This is a genomic window from Mycolicibacterium doricum (assembly GCF_010728155.1).
GTDB lineage: Bacteria > Actinomycetota > Actinomycetes > Mycobacteriales > Mycobacteriaceae > Mycobacterium > Mycobacterium doricum.
Window position 1 is genome coordinate 3,354,600 of record NZ_AP022605.1, and the last position, 20,157, is coordinate 3,374,756.

Sequence of the window (20,157 nt, forward strand, 5' to 3'; positions counted from 1 at the left end):
GGTACGGGATACTGGGCGAATGATGTTGCGACGTGGCGGGCCGGGGTCCGGGTGAGCGCGCTCGACGGCTTCTACAAGAGCTGGGAAAATGCACGGCGAACGTTCGGCCAGGGAACGCCGCAGCCCGGTACCGACTTCGACAAGAGCCCGCAGTTGACCGATCTCGGGTCGGGCACGACCATGTGCTCGGAACTCACGGTAGCGACGGGCAAGATTTCCTCCATGACGTGAACCACATGCCTTGGAATGACGACGGCAAGGCAGCCGGGGCCCTGTTCGGCTGGACGCACGACAATCACCTCGATTCGGATATCGCTGACTCCACGGCGGAGGCATACGGACGGTACCTGGGCGAGCACAAGGGGCCATTGATGGACCTAGGCGGTCAGACGTTGGTGAATACAACCCGGAACTGGTCAAGGCATATGCCCACGGCCTGTCGCCTTATGTCGACGATATTGCCAGTGTGGGCAGCAGTGTGCAGTGTGGATGTCGTGATAATTCGTTCATTGGTCGTAATCTCGACGTACTGCGCCTGGTAGGTCAGGGGGTGGCCCTGTCCATCGAACCCGTGGACCGTTTCGAGGCCACCGACCACGAAGTCCTGAGAGTGCTCAGCCCCTTGAGCCATCCAGCGCTTGCGGGCGTCCGGGTTTGCCCATGCCTCAAACACCCGCTCGACCGAGGCCGGGTAGCGGCGTTCGAGCGTGAACGTCGAATGCGTGACTTCCATGATCATTTTCCCTTCAGGTAGTCTTCGAGCTGATCAAGTTGCCGTTCCCATTCCGTGCGTTGCCCACTGAGCCAGCCTTCGGCCTCACGCAGTGCCTTCGGTTCGATCCGGCAGCTGCGCACTCGGCCGACTTTCTCAGTGACGATCACGCCCGCCTCCTCCAGCACTTTGAGGTGTTGCATCACCGCAGGCAGGGACATAGCGAGCGGCTCAGCAAGCGCCTTGACTGGCGCTGGCTTTCGGACGAGCCGTTCTACGATCGCCCGGCGCGTCGGGTCGGCGAGTGCGTGAAAAACGCGACCAACCCCATCAAACCCTGGATGGTTAGGCACTTGCTTAACTATCGACGACGGTAGCGAATAAGTCAAGTAGCTGGTTAACCAATTCGAAGGTCGCCGTAGTCGTCCGGACAGAGCAACTGCCCCTGTCGACCTGGCTGGCCGCGCCACATCCACGTCGGCTCGTGCCACCAGCTTTTGTCCGGACGTTGAAATCGGCGGCGTGCACACCCGGGTGGTTGCCGAGCAGACCGCGGCAATCGACCCGGGGCGGCTGGGTCAGCACGAGTCGGGTGTCTCGGCCGCGAAGACATGCGCCGCGTTGATGCGGCACTGCGCATCCTCGTTGACCTCTGAGCGCTGGAACATGGCGCCGTCGGATCAAAAGATCTGGACAGCAGTGTAATACGGCGAGGTGTACCGGTTACACGCCGTATTCGACCGCCGCATATTCGGACCGGTTCGATGACCTCGGGAGTACTGGCGGCGCGCAGGGGCGCCACCTCGATCGATTCACTTAAGCAGACAGCCCTGTGGCACAGCGGCACCTTGGTCAGCGGAGTGTTCTTCCTCTTGGACTTTTGTTGTCGAGCGAGAAGGTGCAGGCTGAAGTCTGCGGGTAAGCGCAAACACTGGTCACTGAGCCCTTGCGATGGCCGAATTCTGGGGACGGAGGTTCGTCGATGACTGTTGCCGAGGCCGTGACACCGTTGGTTCGCGCGGCCGTGGGGCGAGACGCTCCCGTCGAAATCAGAGGTTGGGACGGCAGCCGATCAGGGCCGCCGAACGCCAAGTGGGCGATAAGGATCAACAACCGCAGGGGTCTGCGGCGCTTGCTGTGGGCGCCGAACGAACTGGGCTTCGCCCGCGCCTACGTGGCGGGCGATATCGAAATTGAAGGCGCCCTGCTCGCAGGCATGGAAGTCCTGGAGCAAATGTCGGATCCCGCGCGCGGCCCAGGTGTACGTATCGACACCGAAACGAAGAGGGCCCTGGCGAAAGCTGCGCTGCAGCTTGGGATTGTCGGCCCGCCACCGAAGCCGCCGAGCGAGGAAGCGAAACTCGCCCGCGGGCACCGGCACGACAAACGTCGCGACGCCGCGGCGATCAGCCACCACTACGACGTCGGCAACGATTTCTACCGACTGGTACTGGGTGAGTCGATGACGTACTCGTGCGGGTATTGGACGAGCCCGGACGACGCTCTGGCCGTGGCTCAATTCGCCAAATGCGATCTGGTGGCCCGCAAGCTGGGTCTGGCGCCCGGAATGCGGGTTCTCGACGTCGGCTGTGGGTGGGGAACCTTTGCTCTGCACGCCGCCCGCAACTACGGCGTGCGTGTCGTCGGTGTCACCCTGTCCCGCGAGCAGGCGGACTACGCCAGCAAGCGGATGGTTGAAGAGGGCATAAGGGAGTTGGTCCAGATCCGCGTCCAGGATTACCGCGACGTCGCCGACGGACCCTACGACGCGATCTCCAGTATCGGGATGGCCGAACATGTCGGAGCGGCGATGCTGCGCACCTACGCCGCTCACCTGTATGGGCTCCTACGTGCCCATGGCCGGTTGCTGAACCACGCCATCTCCCGCCGACCCCGCGAGCCTGCGGCGTTTTCGAAGACCTCGTTCATCGATCGCTATGTCTTCCCCGACGGGGAAATCCAACCGATGGAGACGATGATCAACGCGCTCGAGGGAGCCGGCTTCGAGGTACGTGACGTCGAATCGCTTCGCGAACACTACGCGCTGACATTGCGAGCCTGGGTGACGAATCTCGAGGACAACTGGCAGGAGGCGGTCAGGTGCAGCAGCGCCGGCCGTGCACGCATATGGCGGCTCTACATGGCTGGCTCAGCGCTGGGGTTCACGGCCAACCGGCTCGGGGTGAATCAGATTCTGGCCGTCAAGTGCGATGAACAGGGCCATAGCGGAATGCCCGCTACCCGCTCCGATCTACTGCGATCCCGGGCCTCGAATCCATGAGGAGCCCGCTGGCATCACATGGGTTGTCGCTCCGGGGATGCCATGCGGGGAATCGCCACCGTTGTGCCGACCCAAATCAACTTCACATCGGTGACACTGACCGGAGCCGTAGCGGCGGCATCTTCACGACGCCGCTGCTGCCGCCGCGGCCGACATGGCGGCCTGTTCATCGGGGTCGATGCCGATAGTGCGCACATACGGCCCGACAGCGCTGCCGTCCGACGAATTCGCTGGAACCCGTGCAGTCATTACCGCCTCGTAGTGCCTGGCGCTTATGAGTCCACGCCGCAATGCGCTACGTGACGCCGTCAACGCCGAGCGTGGCCGGCTGCCGATGGTGAAGGTGGAGAAGGACCACGTGTTCGAAGGTCCCGACGGCGAATTGCGGTTCATCGACATGTTCGAGGGACGTCCCCAGCTCTACATCCACCACTTCATCTGGATCGACTCGGCCGACGAAGGCTGCCCAAGCTGCACGATGGCGGCGGAACTCACTCTCGCCGAGAAGGACCGCGCGCTGTTGAACGCGAAGGGCGTGACGTTCGCGGCGGTGTCGCGAGCGCCGTACGCCAGCATCGCGCGCTACAGGGACAAGCATGGGTGGACGTTCCAGTGGTACTCGTCGCGCGACAACGATTTCACCTACGACTACCACGTCACACTCGACCCGACGCGGGCGCCGATCGAGTACAACTACAAGTCGTTCGACGATCTGCACGCCGCAGGGTTCGGCGAGGACGTCCTGCGCGGAGACTGGCCGGGCGCGAGCGTGTTTCTGCGGCGCGGCGACGAGGTCTTCCACACCTACTCGGCGTATGCGCGCGGGCTGCACCATTCGGCGCCGGGCTATCCGTTCCTCGATCTGACACCGTACGGCCGCCAGGAGCCGTGGGAGGACTCGCCAACGGGTTGGCCGCAAGGCTCCGACGCCGTCGGCGTCCCGATGGACGAGTAGCGATCACGACGATCGGAACGCTGGGCGGGTGCCTGCGTGGGTGGCATGGTATGCCTGATGCGGGTGTGGCTGAGGGGATAGGCGCCGGCCTGCAAAGCCGTCTACGCGGGTTCGAATCCCGCCACTGGCTCTGACGTGGGCGCTTCCCGGCTGCGTTCGAGACGCTGTACGGCTAGTTGTAGCGAGCGTCCTCATACAGAAGCTGGCTGGATCTGAGCGCCGGCCACGTCCCGGGGGGACACTTCATACCCACACGTCCTCACCGCAAATGCCGCCGTCATGCTCATCCTGAGTCCCGGTCAACAGCACGAACTCTCGCGGTAGCCGCTGCTCGGAGGTGTCGCCCTTCTCGCCGCGTCCCTGCTCATCATGTCCCTCGGCGGCGGGAATCCAAGGCGATGGCTGTATGTTGCGGTCCTCAACGCCTCGATCGCGCTGGAAGCGCTCACCGGAAGCCTCGCGGTCGAATCGGCCGGCGTCGCCACGGTAAACGGGACGCACGTTACGTGGGTGCATCGCCCATTCGCCCCCTGGGGTCAGCCGGCCCCCATCAGTTTTCAACCACGACAAAAGACTCTGCACCGACCGATTCAGTCCTGTTCCGACAGGGAAAACAACGATGACGACCAGCAGCACAACTTCGTATTCACTGAACGCGGATGTTCACCCGGCCGTCGACGTTGGCAACGAAGCGACCGTATGCCAGGTGGGCGACCGGTTCACCGGCATGGTAGCGGTGCCGGGAGTGCAAACATTGGCTAAGTTCATCGGCAACCTACGCCGAGGCGCACCAGTTTCCCGCAGCATCATTCCTGGCCATGGAATTACGCGCGACATCACCTGTCGTTCAGAGGGCTCTAAGCGCCGGGCGCTACCGTCTGGAGGCATGGATCACCGCGATGTCTCGGCGCTGGCCGAGGAGCTGGCGCAATGTACCTGCCAACATCTGCCCTGGAGCGACCAAAGGGTGATTGCCCTCGAGCTCGGCGTCGGCGAGTGCGACCTGGCCATTGACGACATGGTTCGGGCGGCGGTCCACGGGGCCTGCGCCATACCCGGCCACGTCATCGCGCGGCTACACGAATGGCTGGACGGCTATAACACCACCGCCTGCACCGACCCGGCTCAATTGCGGGACTATCTGAACCGACTCCGCTGCGCCTAGCCCTGCGGGCCCGTACACCAGGAGGGGAGTATTTCGTCCCATGTATTCTGGCAGAGGCGTTACTCGGCGCCGGCGAGTCGTGGCCAGGGTGTCAGATTGAGCTCTCCCACGGCCCGGTTGAACGTCGGCGGGCCACAACCAGAGCCGATACGTCGGCGGGATCTCGAAGTGGTCTTCGGGCCCGTACACAACCCGGGACCGCTGGTCCACGCAATACCGCTCACGCCACCTGTATCGATCGCGCGGCGCTTCACCGTCGACGATCTTCTTGGTGATCCCATGGAGCTTCTCGGCCGCCCGATACTCAGTGGTGCTGCGCGCCGACCGGCTCTCGGCGGCCGGCTGGGACTGGCTGCTGGCGGTATGCCGACGCACCGGCACCCGTCTTCTGCTCATCTGCCACGTCCAGGCCGTCCCACCGACCCTGGCCGACGTCCTGGAGGGCACCACGTACGATCCTCACCGACCTGCGGCGGGCCCTGCCGCGCCAGGCTGCGATTGCGGTCGTGCGCCGGCGCCGGAGTCTGTCGATCTGCCGCTCTACGCCACCGAGCAAATCGACACCTACCGTAGCGCGGCGCCAGCGGCGATCGGCCTGCGGGGGTTCCTGCAGACGACGCGGTGTACAAGCAGGGGCGGGCCGCGGCCGGCGCCTGGTTGGACACCCACCTCACCGGCGCGGGGAACGTTCTCGACATCGAGCGGGTGCAGCTGTTTTTGACCGAGCTCGTGCCCAGGACGGCCCGACCCGCAATCACAGCCTGCGCGGCTGCGGGGGGCCCAGGCCGGTTTCCGGCCCGCAGCTTCGACCTGAAGCTGCCTCCGTGGCAGCTCATGGTCACCGGCCAGCTGACCGGCCCGGGCCTGGACGCGCGCCGCTGGCTTGAGCGTGCCGGTCCTGCAGTGGATCCGGGCCGGTGTCGCCCACCCGACGATCGGTACCGGGATCGCGCTCAGCCTCCCTGACCCAGCTGCCGATCCTGTTCCTGCACAGCCTGCCCTGGGAGACGCTCTCACCGGTCAACGACGCGCTGCGTGTCGACCGCCACGCTGCGCCTGACCTGGTTCTCGCAACACGCCACCCTGGTTACGAGCACATTCACGATTCGCGGCATCACCCGATCACCGCCGTCTTCCCCGTCCCGCCCGCCGTCCGACCGCTGCTGCAGGCGGTCCGCTGCTTCGCCGCCGAGTCCGACAACACCACGGGGCGGCGTGTTCGCCTCGACGAGTTTCACCTTTGAGCATATCGGCGCGGCCGCGGCGCACTGCAAGATCACGCTGCCCCGATCAGCACCCCTACCGGGCCGCGAATCTCCTCCAGACCCGGCAGTCACGCCTTACCTGTACGTATACCCCGTACTTGGGCAGCAAGTTCGACACCGGCTTCATCGCGGATCAAGGCCGTCGCTCCCCACTCACACGTGCGGGCCGCCTCGGCGTAGGGCTCGAGGCATTGGACGCGGAACGGGCAGGGATGGCGTGTTCGCCCTCGATGCGCCCTCGGAGGGTTTCTTGGTCGGCGATCGACGACGTGTCGTACCGGGACTGGGTGTTGGGCGAGACCGGTTGATCTCGCGCCAGTACATGGCATCACCAGGCCGGCGCCGATGTAGTCGAGTACGCGCCGCGCGGTCTCGACGACCCGCTGCCCACCACGGCGGCCAATGCTGGAAATTGTCCGTCTGCCGTTTGCGCCATACGATCACGAGCCCCGACGCCACCTTCAATGGCCACAGCACCGAGGAGCATCAGGATCCCCACCGCCAAAAGGGCCGGCGGATGAGCTGTGCGTTGACATCTGGACGACCGAACCACTGACAACGAGCTGCGGCCTCTCACAGCTGATCGGCGAATTTTAGATGATTTGTCGTAGCTGTGGCGAATTCTCGCCGAATGTGGCGAGGATGTACTTGGTGGTGGATACTTTCGAGCGCCCACCGGTTTGGCCGCCGAATGGTGAGGACGGGTTGGACGCGGTATTTGTGACCGCGTCGGGGGAGCGGCGGCTGGTGCCGTAGCGGCGCTGCCGCTGGTGGTCGACGGGATCGGCGGGCCGGTGCGGTCGTTTCGGGGGCAGAGCTATCCGGGTTGGTACTGGTCGGCGGCGCTGGGGCGGCGGATCGTGGTTTGGAGCAGAACGAACGAGTATTGTCAGACGGTCACGACGCGGATCAGGTTATCCAACCCCGAGAAGTCGTCGGCGTTGCGACTGTACAGATCCAGGCGATTCGCGTGCGCCGTCGCGGCGATCAACAGATCGGCGAGCCTGCTTCTCGGATTTCGTCCTTCGTGTACCACCGCCGCGACGACGAGTCCAAAACTGCGCACGGCGCCACTGTCGAAAGGAATCGGCTCGAGCCGAGATTCCACCTCTTGCAATCGCGCCTGGCGCTTGGCCGCCTCCAACGGAGTTTTGGCCAGCAGGGGACCAGCGACTAGCTCTGCCGCCGTAATTGCTGAAATCGCCATCTCATCTGGTAATCCGGCGATCACCGCCGGATCGTGCCAGTCGATCACTACGGACGTATCCAGAAGACCGGACGCCACCTCACAGTCCTTGATCGATCAGCTTGTCGAGGTCGGCGCGGAATTGACGATGATCAATGCGCACCGCCGCGCCCGCCAGACTCGCCACTTCATCACGAGTAACGAAAATGCGCCGGCCGGCCCGTATCGGACACAGCTCGGCGACGGGTTCGCCGTTGCGGGTAACCACAAATGACTCGCCTGCCGCTACGGCGTCAATCACTTTCGCATTTTCATTGCGTAGTTCACGCTGCCCTATAGTCCTAGCCATTCGGCGACTGTAGCATAGTGTGCTACACCTCGCTACAGTATCAGCGAGGCCAAGTTCAAGACGTTGAAGTACCGGCCCGACTTCCCCGGCCGGTTCGGCTCGATCGAGGAAGCTCGATTGCACTGCCAAGTCTTCTTCGGTTGGGATAACGATGAACATCGCCACAGCGGGCTGGGCCTGCATACCGCCGCTGACGTTCACTACGGCCTGGCCGAGGCAGTTCGCGAGAAGCGTGCCGGCGTACTCGACGCCGCCTACGCCGAACACCCGGAACGGTTCGCCCGCAAACCGCCCGAACCGCCGAAGATCCCCGAAATCTCGTGGATCAACCGACCCGACCATCCAGAGGAGGACGCTCAGCAAATACCGCGCAACGGTGCCTCATTCAGGTTGACAGGTTCCGAAATCCCGGGTGGCGGCGGCTGATGCGGGTGTTTCAGCGAATCGCCACGACTCTGCTCATCGCTCTCCTACTTGCAGCGTGCACGAGCGACCCCGGTGTCGAGCGCTGGCAGGGTTCTATCGCAGAGATGAGGTACCTGTGGACCGCGGAACCCGAAATCGACGTACTGACCGGCCCTGCCGTGCTGGTTCGCGCGTTCATCGAATCGTTCATGCTTAGTCAGTATGTGGGGGACATGGCCTATGCGTACCCGGGGTTCGACCGAGCGGTGCCTGAAAATGGCTTCGAACTTTGGGTCACCAGGCCAGCTCTCGACGTTCCTAGTGATGAGCCGGCGGTAGGAAACATCGCTCACCACTTTCTCTCCATAATCCGCACAGATGGGGATGTCTCCGCAATAATTTGTAGTTACAGCTACCGTCTTGCCTCGAAATCTGATGACCGATCGTATCGGAGCGTGGCAGGCGCCGGACCGAAGGACACGCGCGGGATATACGTCACCAAAGTTGGCTTGACAGGTCGTTCGCCATCGATGCCGCCGCAAGCCGGCCCGCGCCCCGACCCCGTCGATGACGTCGTCGGTGACTGGCGCTTCCGCGGCATACTGGATTCCTTCACGCAGGGAAAGCAAGGTTTCGACGAAGCATGGCCTACCTACGAGGCCGATCTGAGGACGTGCGTCGACAAAGCCCCCGACCCTGCACCGGTGCGAGCCGAAATCATCGATGGGTCACATCCTCGTGACTTCTTCCCGACGGCACCCGCGAGCCCGGGTTGGCCGGAAACCCCTTCCTTAGTAGCCATGCCACCCTGGATCTCATGACTGACGCGCGCGAACAGGATTATTCAGGCGCTCCGTGACTCCTCGCCGGCGTTCTGCCCGAAGGTGACAAGTTCGTAAAGACGGCCGCATCGGCGAGTACCTTCTCGAGATGGGCGGCGGCAACACCTTCGGTCGGCTCTGGAGCCGCGAGGGCCTCAGCCGTCGCGACCGCAGCCTCGCCACCATCGGCATCCTGATCAACGGGCTGACCGAGGACGAAATCGCCGAGGTGATCTACCGCCAGCGGCGACGCCGGATCGCCGACGCAAAACTCGGCATTGAATGGCGCGGCGCGGATGTGCGCGGATGTGTTGGAAGCGACTTGAGACCCGTCACCACCACCGCACCACCGTCGCCGGCATCGATACCGTCCACCGCGCGGCCGGTCCCGCCGAACTCCTCCCCACGGTTCCTCACTCACCTCGAGAGAAGACGCCTTCGGTCCCAGTACCACTTCCGTGAGGACTGCTGGAACAACGCCGGCACCGACGCAAGATTGCCCAGCCGTCAGGCTCCACGGTTTAAGGGACCGAGTTCCTCGGCGAGCTGCCCGCCGACGTCGCCGACCGCATCACTCCTGCGTCGGCCGCTGATGAACCCTCCTGAGCGCATCCCCAACGTCATCAGATCCTGGAGGACCAGCCCACGACGCTGCAGTGGCTCGCCGACGAACTGGCCGACCTCCGCGAGCATCGCCCGCCCACACTGATCGTCTGGGTCCGTACGACGGTTACCTGCCCGAGCAGTCGGCCCGCGCCTACCGCCGAGACCTGCCCGACGCCCAGTGCACCTTGATCGGCGGCGGGCACTGGCTGTTGGAGACCCACCTCGACGAGGTGGCGCCGATGGTCGACGACTCCGAGCCTACGGCTGATGACACGAAACGCGAGACGCCAGCAACGGCGTCAACAACCCGTCTCGGCCTCCCGAAGCGGGACGAGATGAGAGCCGCCTAGGAGAATCGAACTCCTGACCTATTCATTACGAGTGAATCGCTCTACCGACTGAGCTAAGGCGGCGTGCCAGGCGAGCCAGGCGGCACGAGTCTACGGTAGCGCCCACCGGCTTCCAAAAAGGCCGGAGGTCAGTCTCGCAGCGCCTGCCCGACGGTGGCCACCATCGCGTCGACCGCGAACTTCGGCTTGACGTTGACCGCGAGCGCTTCGCGGCACTCCAGCACCGCCTCGATGCAGCGCAACAGCTTGTCCGGGGGCGCATGCGCCGCCAACGCCGCGACGTTGTCCGACATGTCCGGATGGTTTGCCTGCACATGTCCGGCCCCAGACGCGACCAGCAGCGCATCCCGGAAGTACGTGGCCAGATCGATCAGCGCGCGGTCGAGGGCGTCGCGGGATGCCCGGGTCTGGCGCGACTTCTGCCGCTTCTCCAGATCCCTGATCGCGCCGGCCGCACCACGCATCGTGCCCGCGGTGCCCTTCCCCGTGCCGCCCGCGCCCAGCGCCGTGCGCAATTCCTCGGCCTCAGCCTCGTTGCGGTCCACCGTCAGCGCCTTGGCCTCGGCTTCCGCCGACACCACCAGCTCTTCGGCCGCCGCGTAGGCCCGTGACGGTGTGGCGGCGTCCCGCGCCAGGCTCAACGCGCGTTTGCGGCGGTCGCGCGCCTGTTCGTCGACCACCAGCCGGCGCGCCCGCCCGACGTGCCCGCCGCTCACCGACGCCGCCCAGCGGGCGTCCTGCTCGGTCAGCCCGTCACCCTCGATCAACACCCGGGTGATGGCCTCCACCGACGGCGTCACCAGAGCGACGTGCCGGCAGCGCGACCGCAGCGTGATCGCGATGTCCTCGGGGTCCACCGACGGGGCGCACAGCAGGAACACTGTCGACGGCGGCGGCTCCTCGACCACTTTCAGCAGCGCGTTAGCCGCCCCCTCGGTGAGCCGGTCGGCATCTTCCACGACGACAATCTGCCAGCGGCCCGTCCCCGGACGCCTGGAGGCGATCTGCACGATGGAGCGCATCTCGTCGACCCCGATGGACAGACCCTCGGGGATGATCCGCCGGACGTCGGCGTGTGTCCCCGCCATGGTGGTGGTGCAGGCCCGGCACTCCCCGCAGCCGGGAACGCCCTCGGAGGTGCACTGCAGGGCGGCGGCGAAGCACAACGCCGCGATCGACCGCCCCGAGCCCGGCGGACCTGTGATCAGCCATGCGTGTGTCATGGTGCGGGTCGCCAAGGCACTGTGACCGCCGTCACCGCGGGCAGCGTGCGCAGCACCGACCAACTCCGCTTCAACAGCGGGTTGGCCCACCAAACGGGAGAAAACTCCAGCCATCACCGCCGACAATAGTGGGCAGACCGACAGAACTCGCTGACAGCGACGCTCAACGTCGCCTTCGCCCGATACGGTAAACGAGTGGCATCGGAAGCGATACCGATCAGGCGAATCAGCGCATTCGTCCGGTGGGTCGCGCGTACACCATGGCCGGTCTTCACCCTCGGCATGCTGCAGGCCGACATCATCGGTGCACTGTTCGTGCTGGGATTCCTGCGGTTCGGCCTGCCGCCGGAGGACCGCCTCCACCTCCAGGACCTACCCCGGCTCAACCTCGCGATCTTCCTGGGGTACCTGTTCGTGTCCTTCGTCGTCGGCGCCTTCCTGAGCCTGCGGCTACTCATCCCCGTCATCCGATGGCAGCGCCGCGACACACTCTTGGCCGACGGCGACACCAACACCACCGACCTGGCCAGGGCCCGCGCGCTGCGGATGCCCTTCTACCGGACCGTAATCAGCCTCGCGAACTGGTTTTTCGGGTCGATCGTTTTCATCGTCGCGAGCTGGCCGGTCGCCAGTAAGTCGGCGCCGGTCGTCGCCGTTGCCACCGCGCTGGGTGCGACGGCCACGGCGATCATCGGCTATCTGCAGTCCGAGCGGGTGCTGCGTCCGGTCGCCGTGGCGGCACTGCGCGGCGGCGTGCCGGAGAACTTCCGTGCGCCCGGTGTCGTGCTGCGGCAGGTGCTCACCTGGGTCCTGTCCACCGGCGTCCCGGTGCTCGCCATCGTGCTGGCGCTGGTGGCCAGCCACGTCGATATCCTCGATGCGCCCGCGGAACGGCTGACCATGCCGATCCTGCTGCTCGCCATCGCCGCCCTGGTGATCGGGTTGGCCGGCACAGTCCTGGTCGCCATGTCGATCGCCGATCCGCTGCGCCAGCTGCGCTGGGCTCTCGGCGAGGTACAACGCGGCAACTACAACGCCCACATGCAGATCTATGACGCCAGCGAGCTCGGCCTACTGCAGGCCGGATTCAACGACATGGTGCGCGATCTGTCCGAACGGCAGCGGTTACGCGACCTCTTCGGCCGCTACGTCGGCGAGGACGTCGCCCGCCGGGCACTGGAACGCGGCACCGAACTCGGTGGCCAGGAGCGCGACGTCGCCGTGCTGTTCGTCGACCTGGTCGGATCCACCCAACTGGCCTCGTCGATCCCGGCCAGCGAAGTGGTCAACCTGCTCAACGACTTCTTCCGGGTGGTCGTCGACACCGTCAACCGCCACGGCGGCTTCGTCAACAAGTTCCTGGGCGACGCCGCGCTGTGTATCTTCGGCGCTCCGATCGAGCATCCGGACGCCTGCGGCGCAGCACTGGCCGCGTCGCGGGAACTGCACGACGAGCTCATCAAAGTCCTCGGCCGGACCGAGTTCGGCATCGGCGTGTCGGCGGGGCGAGCGATCGCCGGCCACATCGGCGCACAGGCCCGTTTCGAATACACGGTGATCGGCGATCCGGTAAACGAAGCCGCTCGGCTCACCGAGCTCGCCAAGCTGGAGCCGGGCCACGTGCTGGCATCGGCGATCTGCGTGAGCGGCGCACTCGACGCCGAGGCGCTGTGCTGGAACGTCGCCGAGACGGTCGAACTGCGCGGCCGCATCGCCCCGACGCAGCTGGCCCGACCGGTGAACCTGAGGTCGCCCAGCAAGATCGGCGATCTGTCGCGCTGAGGACTACGCCTTCTTAGAGGCGGTCTTCTTCGCCACGGTCTTCGTCGCCGCCGTCTTCTTCTTCGCCGCCGGCTTCTTGGCGGCCGCCTTCTTCTTGACCGGCCCGCGGGCCCGTCGGTCGGCGAGCAATTCGGAGGCGCGCGCGTCGGTGATCGACATGACGTCGTCGCCCTTGCGCAGGCTGGCGTTGATCTCACCGTCGGTGACATACGGTCCGAAGCGGCCGTCCTTGATCACCATCGGGCTGCCGCTGACCGGGTCGGTGCCGAGCTCCCGCAGCGGCGGCGTCGCCGCGCCCTGCCGGCCCCGGCGCTTGGGCTCGGAGTAGATCTTGAGAGCCTCGTCGAGGGTGATGGTGAACATCTGCTCCTCGGTGGCCAGCGACCGCGAGTCGGTGCCCCGCTTGAGGTAGGGGCCATACCGGCCGTTCTGCGCGGTGATCTCCTCACCGGTGTTGGGGTCGACGCCCACCACGCGCGGCAGCGACAGGAGCTTGAGCGCATCGTCGAGCGTGACGGTCTCGAGATCCATGGAGCGCAACAGCGAACCCGTGCGCGGTTTGGGTCCCGTGGGTTTCTTGCCCTTCCTCGCCGGCGCCCCGTCTTCTGGTTCGTCCGGCGGGGCCGGCAGCACCTCGGTGACGTACGGCCCGTACCGGCCGTCCTTGGCGACGATCTCGTGGCCGGTCTCGGGGTCGACACCCAGGGATCGGCCCTCCTGCGGTGTGGAGAACAGCTTTTCGGCCAGTTCCAGGGTCAACTCGTCCGGCGTCAGCTCGTCTTTGAGATTGGCGCGCTGGGGCTTCAACTCACCCGGTTTGTCGTTGTCGGTGACCATCCGCTCGAGATACGGACCGTTCTTGCCGACCCGCACGTAGATCGGACGGCCCTCGGCGTCGTCGAAGAGCTTGATGGAGTTGACTTCTCGAGCGTCGATCTCCTCGAGGTTGACACCGACCAGCTTCTTGAGACCGCCTGAGCGGGCGATCGAGTCCCCGACGCCGTGCTCACCGCCGAAGTAGAAGTTCTTGAGCCAGTTGGTCCTTCGCTCGTGACCCGAGGCGATCTCGTCGAGCTCGTCCTCCATCGCGGCGGTGAACCCGTAATCCACCAGGCGGCCGAAATGCTGTTCGAGCAGACCGATCACCGCAAACGCCACCCACGACGGGACCAGTGCACTGCCCTTCTTGTGGACGTAGCCGCGGTCCTGGATCGTCTTGATGATCGACGAATACGTCGACGGCCGGCCGATGCCGAGATCCTCGAGCGCCTTGATCAGCGAAGCCTCGGTGTAGCGGGCGGGCGGGCTGGTCTGGTGACCGGCGGGCGTGAGCTCCTTGGCGTCGACGCGCTGGCCCTGGGTCAGGTTCGGCAGCCGGCTCTCGGCGTCGTCCGCCTCACCGCCGGCCTGCTCGTCGATGCTCTCGACGTAGGCCTTGAGGAAACCGGCGAATGTGATGGTGCGGCCACTGGCGGAGAACACCACCGACTGGCCGTCGCGGGAGTCTCCGGCGATCCGCAGCGACAGCGTGGTCCCGCGGGCGTCGGCCATCTGCGAGGCGACGGTACGCTGCCAGATCAGTTCGTAGAGCCGGAATTCGTCGGTGTCGAGCTGCGCGTGCAGCTGCCCGGGCGTCTGGAACACGTCACCGGCGGGGCGGATCGCCTCGTGCGCCTCCTGCGCGTTCTTGACCTTGCGGGTGTACTGGCGCGGCGACGGGTGCACGTACTCCTCGCCGTAGAGCTGGCGGGCTTGGTTGCGCGCGGCGTCGATGGCCGACTGCGACAACGTGGTCGAGTCGGTTCGCATGTAGGTGATGTAGCCGTTCTCGTACAGGCGCTGGGCGATGCTCATCGTGCGTTCCGACGAGAATCGGAGTTTGCGACCGGCCTCCTGCTGCAGCGTCGAGGTCATGAAAGGTGCATACGGCCTACGCGTGTAGGGCTTCTTTTCGACCGACGCGACCGACAGCTGTGCGCCCTGCAGACCTGCCGCCAACGCTCCGGCGGCGACCTCGTCGAGGACGAGCACCTCGTCGGGTTTGCGCACCTGACCGAGTGAGTCGAAATCGCGACCCGTGGCAACCCGGCGTCCGTCGACGCTGTTGAGCTTGGCGGTGAACGTCGGCGGCATGGCCTGCCGATCGGAGACGCTGGCGTCCAACTCGGCGCTCACATCCCAGTAGCCGGCAGTGCGGAACGCCATGCGCTCGCGTTCACGCTGCACGATGATGCGGGTCGCCACGGACTGCACGCGGCCGGCCGACAGCTTCGGCGCCACCTTCTTCCACAGCACCGGGCTGACCTCGTAGCCGTAGAGGCGGTCGAGGATCCGGCGGGTCTCCTGTGCATCCACCAGGTCGTTGTCGAGATCGCGAGGGTCATCGGCGGCGGCGCGAATCGCCGACTCGGTGATCTCGTGGAACACCATCCGCTTGACCGGGATGCGGGGTTTCAGCGTTTCCAGCAGATGCCAGGCGATGGCCTCGCCCTCACGGTCGCCGTCCGTGGCCAGATAAAGCTCGTCGACGTCCTTGAGCAGGCCTTTCAGCTCGGTGACGGTGCCCTTCTTGTCCGGGCTGACGATGTAGAGCGGTTCGAAGTCGTGTTCGACGTTGACGCCGAGCCGGGCCCACGGTTCCGACTTGTACTTCGCGGGCACGTCAGCGGCGGCCCTGGGGAGGTCGCGGATGTGTCCGCGCGACGATTCGACGATGTAGTCGGAGCCCAGATAACCGGCGATTTTGCGGGCCTTCGTCGGTGACTCGACAATGACGAGTCGCCGCACGGCGCCGTTTCCTCTTCGCGCAAGCGGCTCATCGGCGCCGTTTCCTCTTCGCGCAAGCGGCTCATCGGCGCCGTTTCCTCTTCGCGCAAGCGGCTCATCGGCGCCGTTTCCTCTTCGCGCAAGCGGCTCATCGCCACCGTTCCCGCTTCTGCGGCTACCGTCAGCCAACTGGATCCTGCTCCAATTCTTCATTCGCCATCCGGCGCCGGATGCCTGCGTCGGCGCCTGTCGGCACCTGACAATTTCGCACCCTACGCTGACCGACGCAAACTGGACTCTTCGTCACCGGTTACTGGATGCCGGGCCAGTGGGACAACGACGCGGCACTTTCAGGGGGTTCCCCGACCGTCTCTACCAGGCGCGTCAGCCGGCGTCGACCACTGATCCGCAAGGCCGGGCGGGACCCTCTGGTGCCGATGAGGGTAGGCGCGATACCGATGCGCATCATCGCCGACGCCAGCGGCGAATGGGTGTCGGGCGCGTGAGGGTCGAGGCCGAGCAGGTAGCCGTTGGGCTCCCTGGTGCCTGACGCCAACGTCCACGCCCGCAATTCGCGGGGTCCGGGCAGCCATTGCGGGGGCACTGTCTTGACCGCACCACGGGACCATTCAGCGGCGATCGCGACAAGCCGCGACTCGACGGCCGTGCGGACCAGCGGGGTTTTCTCCTCCGTACGCGAGATCTCCGGATGCAGCCCGGCGTCGGCGATCATCTCGGCGAGCGCCTCCGCCCGCCACAGGTCGTCCACGACCACCGACAGTCGCGCCCCCTGTTCACGGCCAGTGCCGACCAGCACCACCTGACCGGGCGCGGCGAGCAACCCGGTGAGATCCTCGACGGCGGGGGGTACCGCCTCCGCCGAGAAGAAGGACAGCTGGCTCACGAATCGACAGTAAGCCAGCCGAGCGTTCGCCGCGGGGCGCCCCGCGCATGCGGAGCGACGGCGCCCTGAACGAGAACACCCCCACAGCTCCGTTGACACGGATCAGTGGGGGTGTTTCGTCAGGCTCGCTGTACTAGATGGTGCGCACACCGGTAGCTTGCGGCCCCTTGGGGCTCTGGCCGACCTCGAACTCGACCTTCTGGTTCTCCTCCAGGGTGCGGAAGCCGCTGCCCTGAATCTCCGTGTAGTGGACAAACACGTCTGCGGAGCCGTCCTCGGGGGCGATGAACCCGAACCCCTTCTCCGCGTTGAACCACTTCACAGTTCCCTGTGGCATTTCCTGTTGTTTCCTTTTCTTCTTCTCCGGGTGCGGTCCACCGTTTCGGTACACCGGGCCCGTTCCGACCGCCATCCTTCGTGGAGTCGTCGGAACTCGACCCGACCTACAACCCTCGCAGGAACCGCGATCGCAACGTCGATCCTGCGAGTGCGAGTACACGAACACAGAAGCTGCGACCGCGCTAAGTCAATCACGTTCAGCGCTGGTGCGACAGTCTCCGAGCACTTCCCTGGGGAACAATTCACCTGTGCACCGGCGTCGACGGCGCGACGCACTGTTACGGACGTGTTTCAGAAGGGTTGGCAGTGTCAGATTTCGGCCGGGAGCTGCTGTCTTGTGCAGTGGCGGGCGTGGCGGGCGACGAGCAACCGCTCCGTCACGTCGCCGACCTCCCGCCGCGTTCCGGCCAACCGCAACCGTGGCCGCAGTGGGCGCATCCAGAAGTGGTGCAGGCGTTTGTTGATCGAGGCGTGCGCACTCCGTGGTCCCATCAGCGCGCGGCGGCCGACCTGGCCCACGACGGCAGACACGTCGTTCTGTCCACCGGCACGGCGTCCGGCAAGTCGCTGGCCTACCAGCTGCCGATCCTGTCCGCGATGGCGTCCGAGCCACGCACGCGCGCACTGTATCTGTCGCCGACGAAGGCGCTCGGCCACGACCAGCTACGCACTGCGCAAGCACTCACCGACGCGGTCCCGGCACTGCATGACGTGGCGCCGTCGTCGTATGACGGTGACAGCCCCGTCGACGTCCGGCGATTCGCCAGGGAGCGGTCACGCTGGATCTTCTCCAACCCGGACATGATCCACCTCTCGTTGCTGCGCAACCACCCGCGCTGGGCTGTCTTCCTGCGCCACCTCAAGTTCATCGTGGTCGACGAATGCCACTACTACCGGGGCATATTCGGTTCCAACGTGGCGCTGGTGCTACGCCGGCTGCTGCGGCTGTGCGCGCGGTACTCGGCCGACCCGGGCGGGCCGACGGTCATCTTCGCCAGTGCGACCACCGCCGCACCCGCCGCCACCGCCGCCGAGTTGATCGGTCAATTGGTCACGGAGGTCACCGACGACGGCTCACCTCAGGGCGCACGGACGGTGGCACTGTGGGAGCCGGCGCTGCTCACCGATCTGGTCGGCGAGAACGGAGCTCCGGTACGACGATCCGCGGGTGCGGAGGCCGCGCGGGTGATGGCCGATCTGATCGCCGAAGGGGCGCGGACGCTGACGTTCGTGCGATCGCGCCGCGGCGCCGAACTCACCGCACTCGGCGCGCGGGCCCGCCTCGAGGAGGTCGCCCCCGAACTGGTCGAGCAGGTGGCCTCCTACCGCGCCGGTTACCTCGCCGAGGACCGCCGCGAACTCGAACGCGCGCTGGCCGACGGGCGACTGCGGGGACTGGCCACCACCAACGCGCTGGAACTCGGGGTAGACATCGCCGGGCTCGATGCGGTGGTGCTGGCCGGATTCCCCGGCACGGTCACCTCCTTCTGGCAGCAGGCGGGCCGCTCCGGGCGGCGCGGCCAGGGCGCACTGATCGTGCTCGTCGCCCGCGACGACCCCCTCGACACCTATCTCGTGCACCATCCGCAGGCTCTGCTGAACCGGCCGATCGAGCGAGTGGTGATCGACCCCGCTAATCCCTATGTCCTTGCTCCGCAGTTACTCTGCGCCGCCACCGAGTTGCCGCTCACCGATTCCGAGGTGCGGATGTGGCACGCCGAGACGGTGGCGGAGTCACTCGTCGACGACGGTTTGCTGCGCCGCCGGGGACCCCAGTACTTCCCCGTACCCGGTCTCGATCCCCATCCCACGGTGGACATCCGAGGTTCCATCGGCGGGCAGATCGCCATCCTCGAGGCTGACACCGGGCGCATGCTCGGCAGCGCGAATGCCGGTCAGGCGGCGGCGGCGGTTCATCCGGGCGCGGTGTACCTGCACCAGGGTGAGAGCTATGTGGTGGATTGCCTGTCATTCGAGGATGGTGTGGCGTTCGTCCACGCCGAAGAACCCGGCTACACCACCTTCGCCAGAGAGATCACCGACATCGCGGTGACCGGTACCGGGGAGCGGGAGGCGTTTGGCGCGGTGACCGTCGGTCTGGTTCCGGTGTCGGTGTCCAACACCGTGGTCGGCTATCTGCGTCGCCGGCTCAACGGTGAGGTGATCGATTTCATCGAACTCGACATGCCAACCCGAACACTGAACACCATGGCGGCGATGTGCACCGTCGCACCGGAAGCGTTGCTAGACGCCGGGATCGACCCGTTTCGGTTTCCCGGCTCACTGCACGCCGCCGAGCACGCGGCTATCGGCCTGCTGCCTCTGGTGGCCAGCTGCGACCGCGGCGACATCGGTGGGGTGTCGACCGCCGTAGGCCCGGAGGACGGCCTGCCGACGATCTTCGTCTACGACGGGTATCCGGGCGGCGCGGGGTTCGCGGCTCGCGGGTTCGGTCAGATCCGCACGTGGTGGAAGGCGACCGCCGATGCCATCGAGGCGTGTGAGTGTCCGGGCGGTTGCCCGTCGTGTGTGCAGTCGCCGAAATGCGGGAACGGTAATGATCCGCTCGACAAGGCCGGTGCGGTGCAAGTGCTTCGTCTGGTATTGCGCGCATTGGACGATCGTCGCCCTTGACAGGGGAACCGACCGACCCCTCGACGGTCGACTCCACAAGAAAATCCGTTTCGCCCGACCGGAACCAGGCGTGGGAGCAAAATACCTCGTTGCCGAGGACACCGCCACCGATTGCGTGTCCATTTCGGCGCCGTCGCACGGTGACCGCAACGGCGACGCAGATCCGGTGGGCTGGTGGAGACGCGCTGCTGGTGGAGCATGCTGCTGGTGGAGACACTGGGGAGTGAGCCCGTCGTGGCCGCGCAGGGCCGGCGAACCGAGAGAATGGTCCTGACCAGCGCCTTTCTGCGGCGCAACTCCATCTGATGGCGGTGCAGACCGCCATCGCCGAGACTGTCCGCCGAGCATGCTCGGTCGGGGATCAACCCGAAAAACGACCGCATGATCCGCACCGACGTGGTGCAGATGTCCGCA

General features: G+C 65.8%; 19 protein-coding genes, 1 tRNA gene and 2 pseudogenes. 10 read left to right on the forward strand and 12 right to left on the reverse strand.

Annotated features, from left to right (window positions below):
• Positions 1–51: 51 nt before the first annotated feature.
• Together G6N07_RS16390 and G6N07_RS21200 are read left to right on the forward strand one after the other, a co-directional pair.
• A complete protein-coding gene (locus G6N07_RS16390; protein ID WP_085188336.1) occupies positions 52–231 on the forward strand; it encodes a hypothetical protein in 180 nt (59 codons plus the stop codon).
• Entirely contained in the window at positions 183–542 is a 360-nt protein-coding gene (locus G6N07_RS21200) for a hypothetical protein (RefSeq protein ID WP_420866508.1), read from the forward strand. Before G6N07_RS16390 ends, G6N07_RS21200 begins: the two co-directional genes overlap by 49 nt.
• On the opposite strand, the pseudogene G6N07_RS16395 reads toward G6N07_RS21200, so the two are convergent.
• Both G6N07_RS16395 and G6N07_RS16400 read right to left on the reverse strand, forming a co-directional pair.
• Positions 491–739: pseudogene (locus tag G6N07_RS16395) on the reverse strand (SRPBCC domain-containing protein); the annotation flags it as partial. The gene G6N07_RS21200 and the pseudogene G6N07_RS16395 sit on opposite strands and share 52 nt — an antisense overlap.
• A complete protein-coding gene (locus G6N07_RS16400) occupies positions 736–1,065 on the reverse strand; it encodes an ArsR/SmtB family transcription factor (RefSeq protein ID WP_085188335.1) in 330 nt (109 codons plus the stop codon). The gene G6N07_RS16400 and the pseudogene G6N07_RS16395, both read right to left, overlap by 4 nt.
• A 629-nt stretch (positions 1,066–1,694) precedes the next feature.
• Between G6N07_RS16400 and G6N07_RS16410 the strand changes: the two genes are divergently transcribed.
• Complete coding sequence (locus tag G6N07_RS16410; protein WP_085188333.1) at positions 1,695–2,993, forward strand: class I SAM-dependent methyltransferase; 1,299 nt, start codon at positions 1,695–1,697, stop codon at positions 2,991–2,993.
• A 123-nt stretch (positions 2,994–3,116) separates the two neighbouring features.
• Here the strand turns inward: G6N07_RS16410 and G6N07_RS20750 are convergent, their stop codons facing one another.
• Entirely contained in the window at positions 3,117–3,242 is a 126-nt protein-coding gene (locus tag G6N07_RS20750; RefSeq protein WP_263858046.1) for a hypothetical protein, read from the reverse strand.
• Positions 3,243–3,267: 25 nt separating this feature from the next.
• On the opposite strand from G6N07_RS20750, the gene G6N07_RS16415 reads away from it, so the two are divergent.
• Positions 3,268–3,948: a DUF899 family protein gene (locus G6N07_RS16415; RefSeq protein WP_085188331.1), complete on the forward strand. Its 681-nt coding sequence runs from the start codon at positions 3,268–3,270 to the stop codon at positions 3,946–3,948.
• Positions 3,949–4,191: 243 nt separating this feature from the next.
• Here G6N07_RS16415 and G6N07_RS16420 read toward each other — a convergent pair whose 3' ends face one another.
• Complete coding sequence (locus G6N07_RS16420) at positions 4,192–4,584, reverse strand: hypothetical protein (protein ID WP_133055517.1); 393 nt, start codon at positions 4,582–4,584, stop codon at positions 4,192–4,194.
• A gap of 250 nt (positions 4,585–4,834) precedes the next feature.
• Here G6N07_RS16420 and G6N07_RS16425 point away from each other — a divergent pair, with 250 nt between their 5' ends.
• Both G6N07_RS16425 and G6N07_RS16430 read left to right on the forward strand, forming a co-directional pair.
• A complete protein-coding gene (locus G6N07_RS16425; protein WP_085188328.1) occupies positions 4,835–5,113 on the forward strand; it encodes a hypothetical protein in 279 nt (92 codons plus the stop codon).
• 917 nt (positions 5,114–6,030) lie between these two features.
• On the forward strand, positions 6,031–6,357 hold the full coding sequence (locus G6N07_RS16430) for a hypothetical protein (protein WP_085188322.1): 327 nt from the start codon (positions 6,031–6,033) through the stop codon (positions 6,355–6,357).
• Between the two features lie 910 nt (positions 6,358–7,267).
• Here the strand turns inward: G6N07_RS16430 and G6N07_RS16435 are convergent.
• A complete protein-coding gene (locus G6N07_RS16435; RefSeq protein WP_085188320.1) occupies positions 7,268–7,663 on the reverse strand; it encodes a type II toxin-antitoxin system VapC family toxin in 396 nt (131 codons plus the stop codon).
• 1 nt (position 7,664) lies between these two features.
• Positions 7,665–7,913, reverse strand: a complete 249-nt coding sequence (locus tag G6N07_RS16440; RefSeq protein ID WP_085188319.1) for a type II toxin-antitoxin system Phd/YefM family antitoxin — start codon at positions 7,911–7,913, stop codon at positions 7,665–7,667.
• Positions 7,914–7,955: 42 nt separating this feature from the next.
• Between G6N07_RS16440 and G6N07_RS16445 the strand changes: the two are divergent.
• Positions 7,956–8,249, forward strand: a pseudogene (locus G6N07_RS16445) (IS3-like element IS1141 family transposase); the annotation flags it as partial.
• A 194-nt stretch (positions 8,250–8,443) separates the two neighbouring features.
• A complete protein-coding gene (locus G6N07_RS16450) occupies positions 8,444–9,139 on the forward strand; it encodes a hypothetical protein (RefSeq protein ID WP_133055516.1) in 696 nt (231 codons plus the stop codon).
• Positions 9,140–9,646: 507 nt separating this feature from the next.
• Here G6N07_RS16450 and G6N07_RS16455 read toward each other — a convergent pair.
• The 3 genes from G6N07_RS16455 to G6N07_RS16465 all read right to left on the reverse strand — a co-directional run bounded on the left by G6N07_RS16455 (position 9,647) and on the right by G6N07_RS16465 (position 11,432).
• On the reverse strand, positions 9,647–9,832 hold the full coding sequence (locus G6N07_RS16455) for a hypothetical protein (RefSeq protein WP_085188315.1): 186 nt from the start codon (positions 9,830–9,832) through the stop codon (positions 9,647–9,649).
• A gap of 253 nt (positions 9,833–10,085) precedes the next feature.
• Positions 10,086–10,158 (reverse strand) — tRNA-Thr (locus G6N07_RS16460).
• 65 nt (positions 10,159–10,223) lie between these two features.
• Positions 10,224–11,432: a DNA polymerase III subunit delta' gene (locus tag G6N07_RS16465; protein WP_085188313.1), complete on the reverse strand. Its 1,209-nt coding sequence runs from the start codon at positions 11,430–11,432 to the stop codon at positions 10,224–10,226.
• A gap of 81 nt (positions 11,433–11,513) precedes the next feature.
• Here G6N07_RS16465 and G6N07_RS16470 point away from each other — a divergent pair, with 81 nt between their 5' ends.
• Complete coding sequence (locus tag G6N07_RS16470; RefSeq protein WP_085188311.1) at positions 11,514–13,100, forward strand: adenylate/guanylate cyclase domain-containing protein; 1,587 nt, start codon at positions 11,514–11,516, stop codon at positions 13,098–13,100.
• A gap of 3 nt (positions 13,101–13,103) precedes the next feature.
• On the opposite strand, the gene topA is transcribed toward G6N07_RS16470, so the two are convergent.
• From topA to G6N07_RS16485, 3 genes are all read right to left on the reverse strand, one after another.
• The gene (topA, locus tag G6N07_RS16475) at positions 13,104–15,887 is read right to left on the reverse strand and encodes a type I DNA topoisomerase (protein ID WP_099050130.1); all 2,784 of its coding nucleotides are present in this window, start codon (positions 15,885–15,887) and stop codon (positions 13,104–13,106) included.
• A 289-nt stretch (positions 15,888–16,176) separates the two neighbouring features.
• Positions 16,177–16,770 (reverse strand): hypothetical protein, encoded by a 594-nt coding sequence (locus G6N07_RS16480; RefSeq protein WP_085188307.1) that lies wholly within the window; start codon positions 16,768–16,770, stop codon positions 16,177–16,179.
• A gap of 133 nt (positions 16,771–16,903) precedes the next feature.
• Positions 16,904–17,107, reverse strand: a complete 204-nt coding sequence (locus tag G6N07_RS16485) for a cold-shock protein (RefSeq protein ID WP_011562175.1) — start codon at positions 17,105–17,107, stop codon at positions 16,904–16,906.
• A gap of 308 nt (positions 17,108–17,415) precedes the next feature.
• Between G6N07_RS16485 and G6N07_RS16490 the strand changes: the two genes are divergently transcribed.
• Positions 17,416–19,743 carry a DNA 3'-5' helicase SftH gene (locus tag G6N07_RS16490; RefSeq protein WP_085188305.1) on the forward strand — a complete coding sequence of 776 codons (2,328 nt, stop codon included), beginning with the start codon at positions 17,416–17,418 and terminating at the stop codon, positions 19,741–19,743.
• Positions 19,744–20,157: the final 414 nt, after the last annotated feature.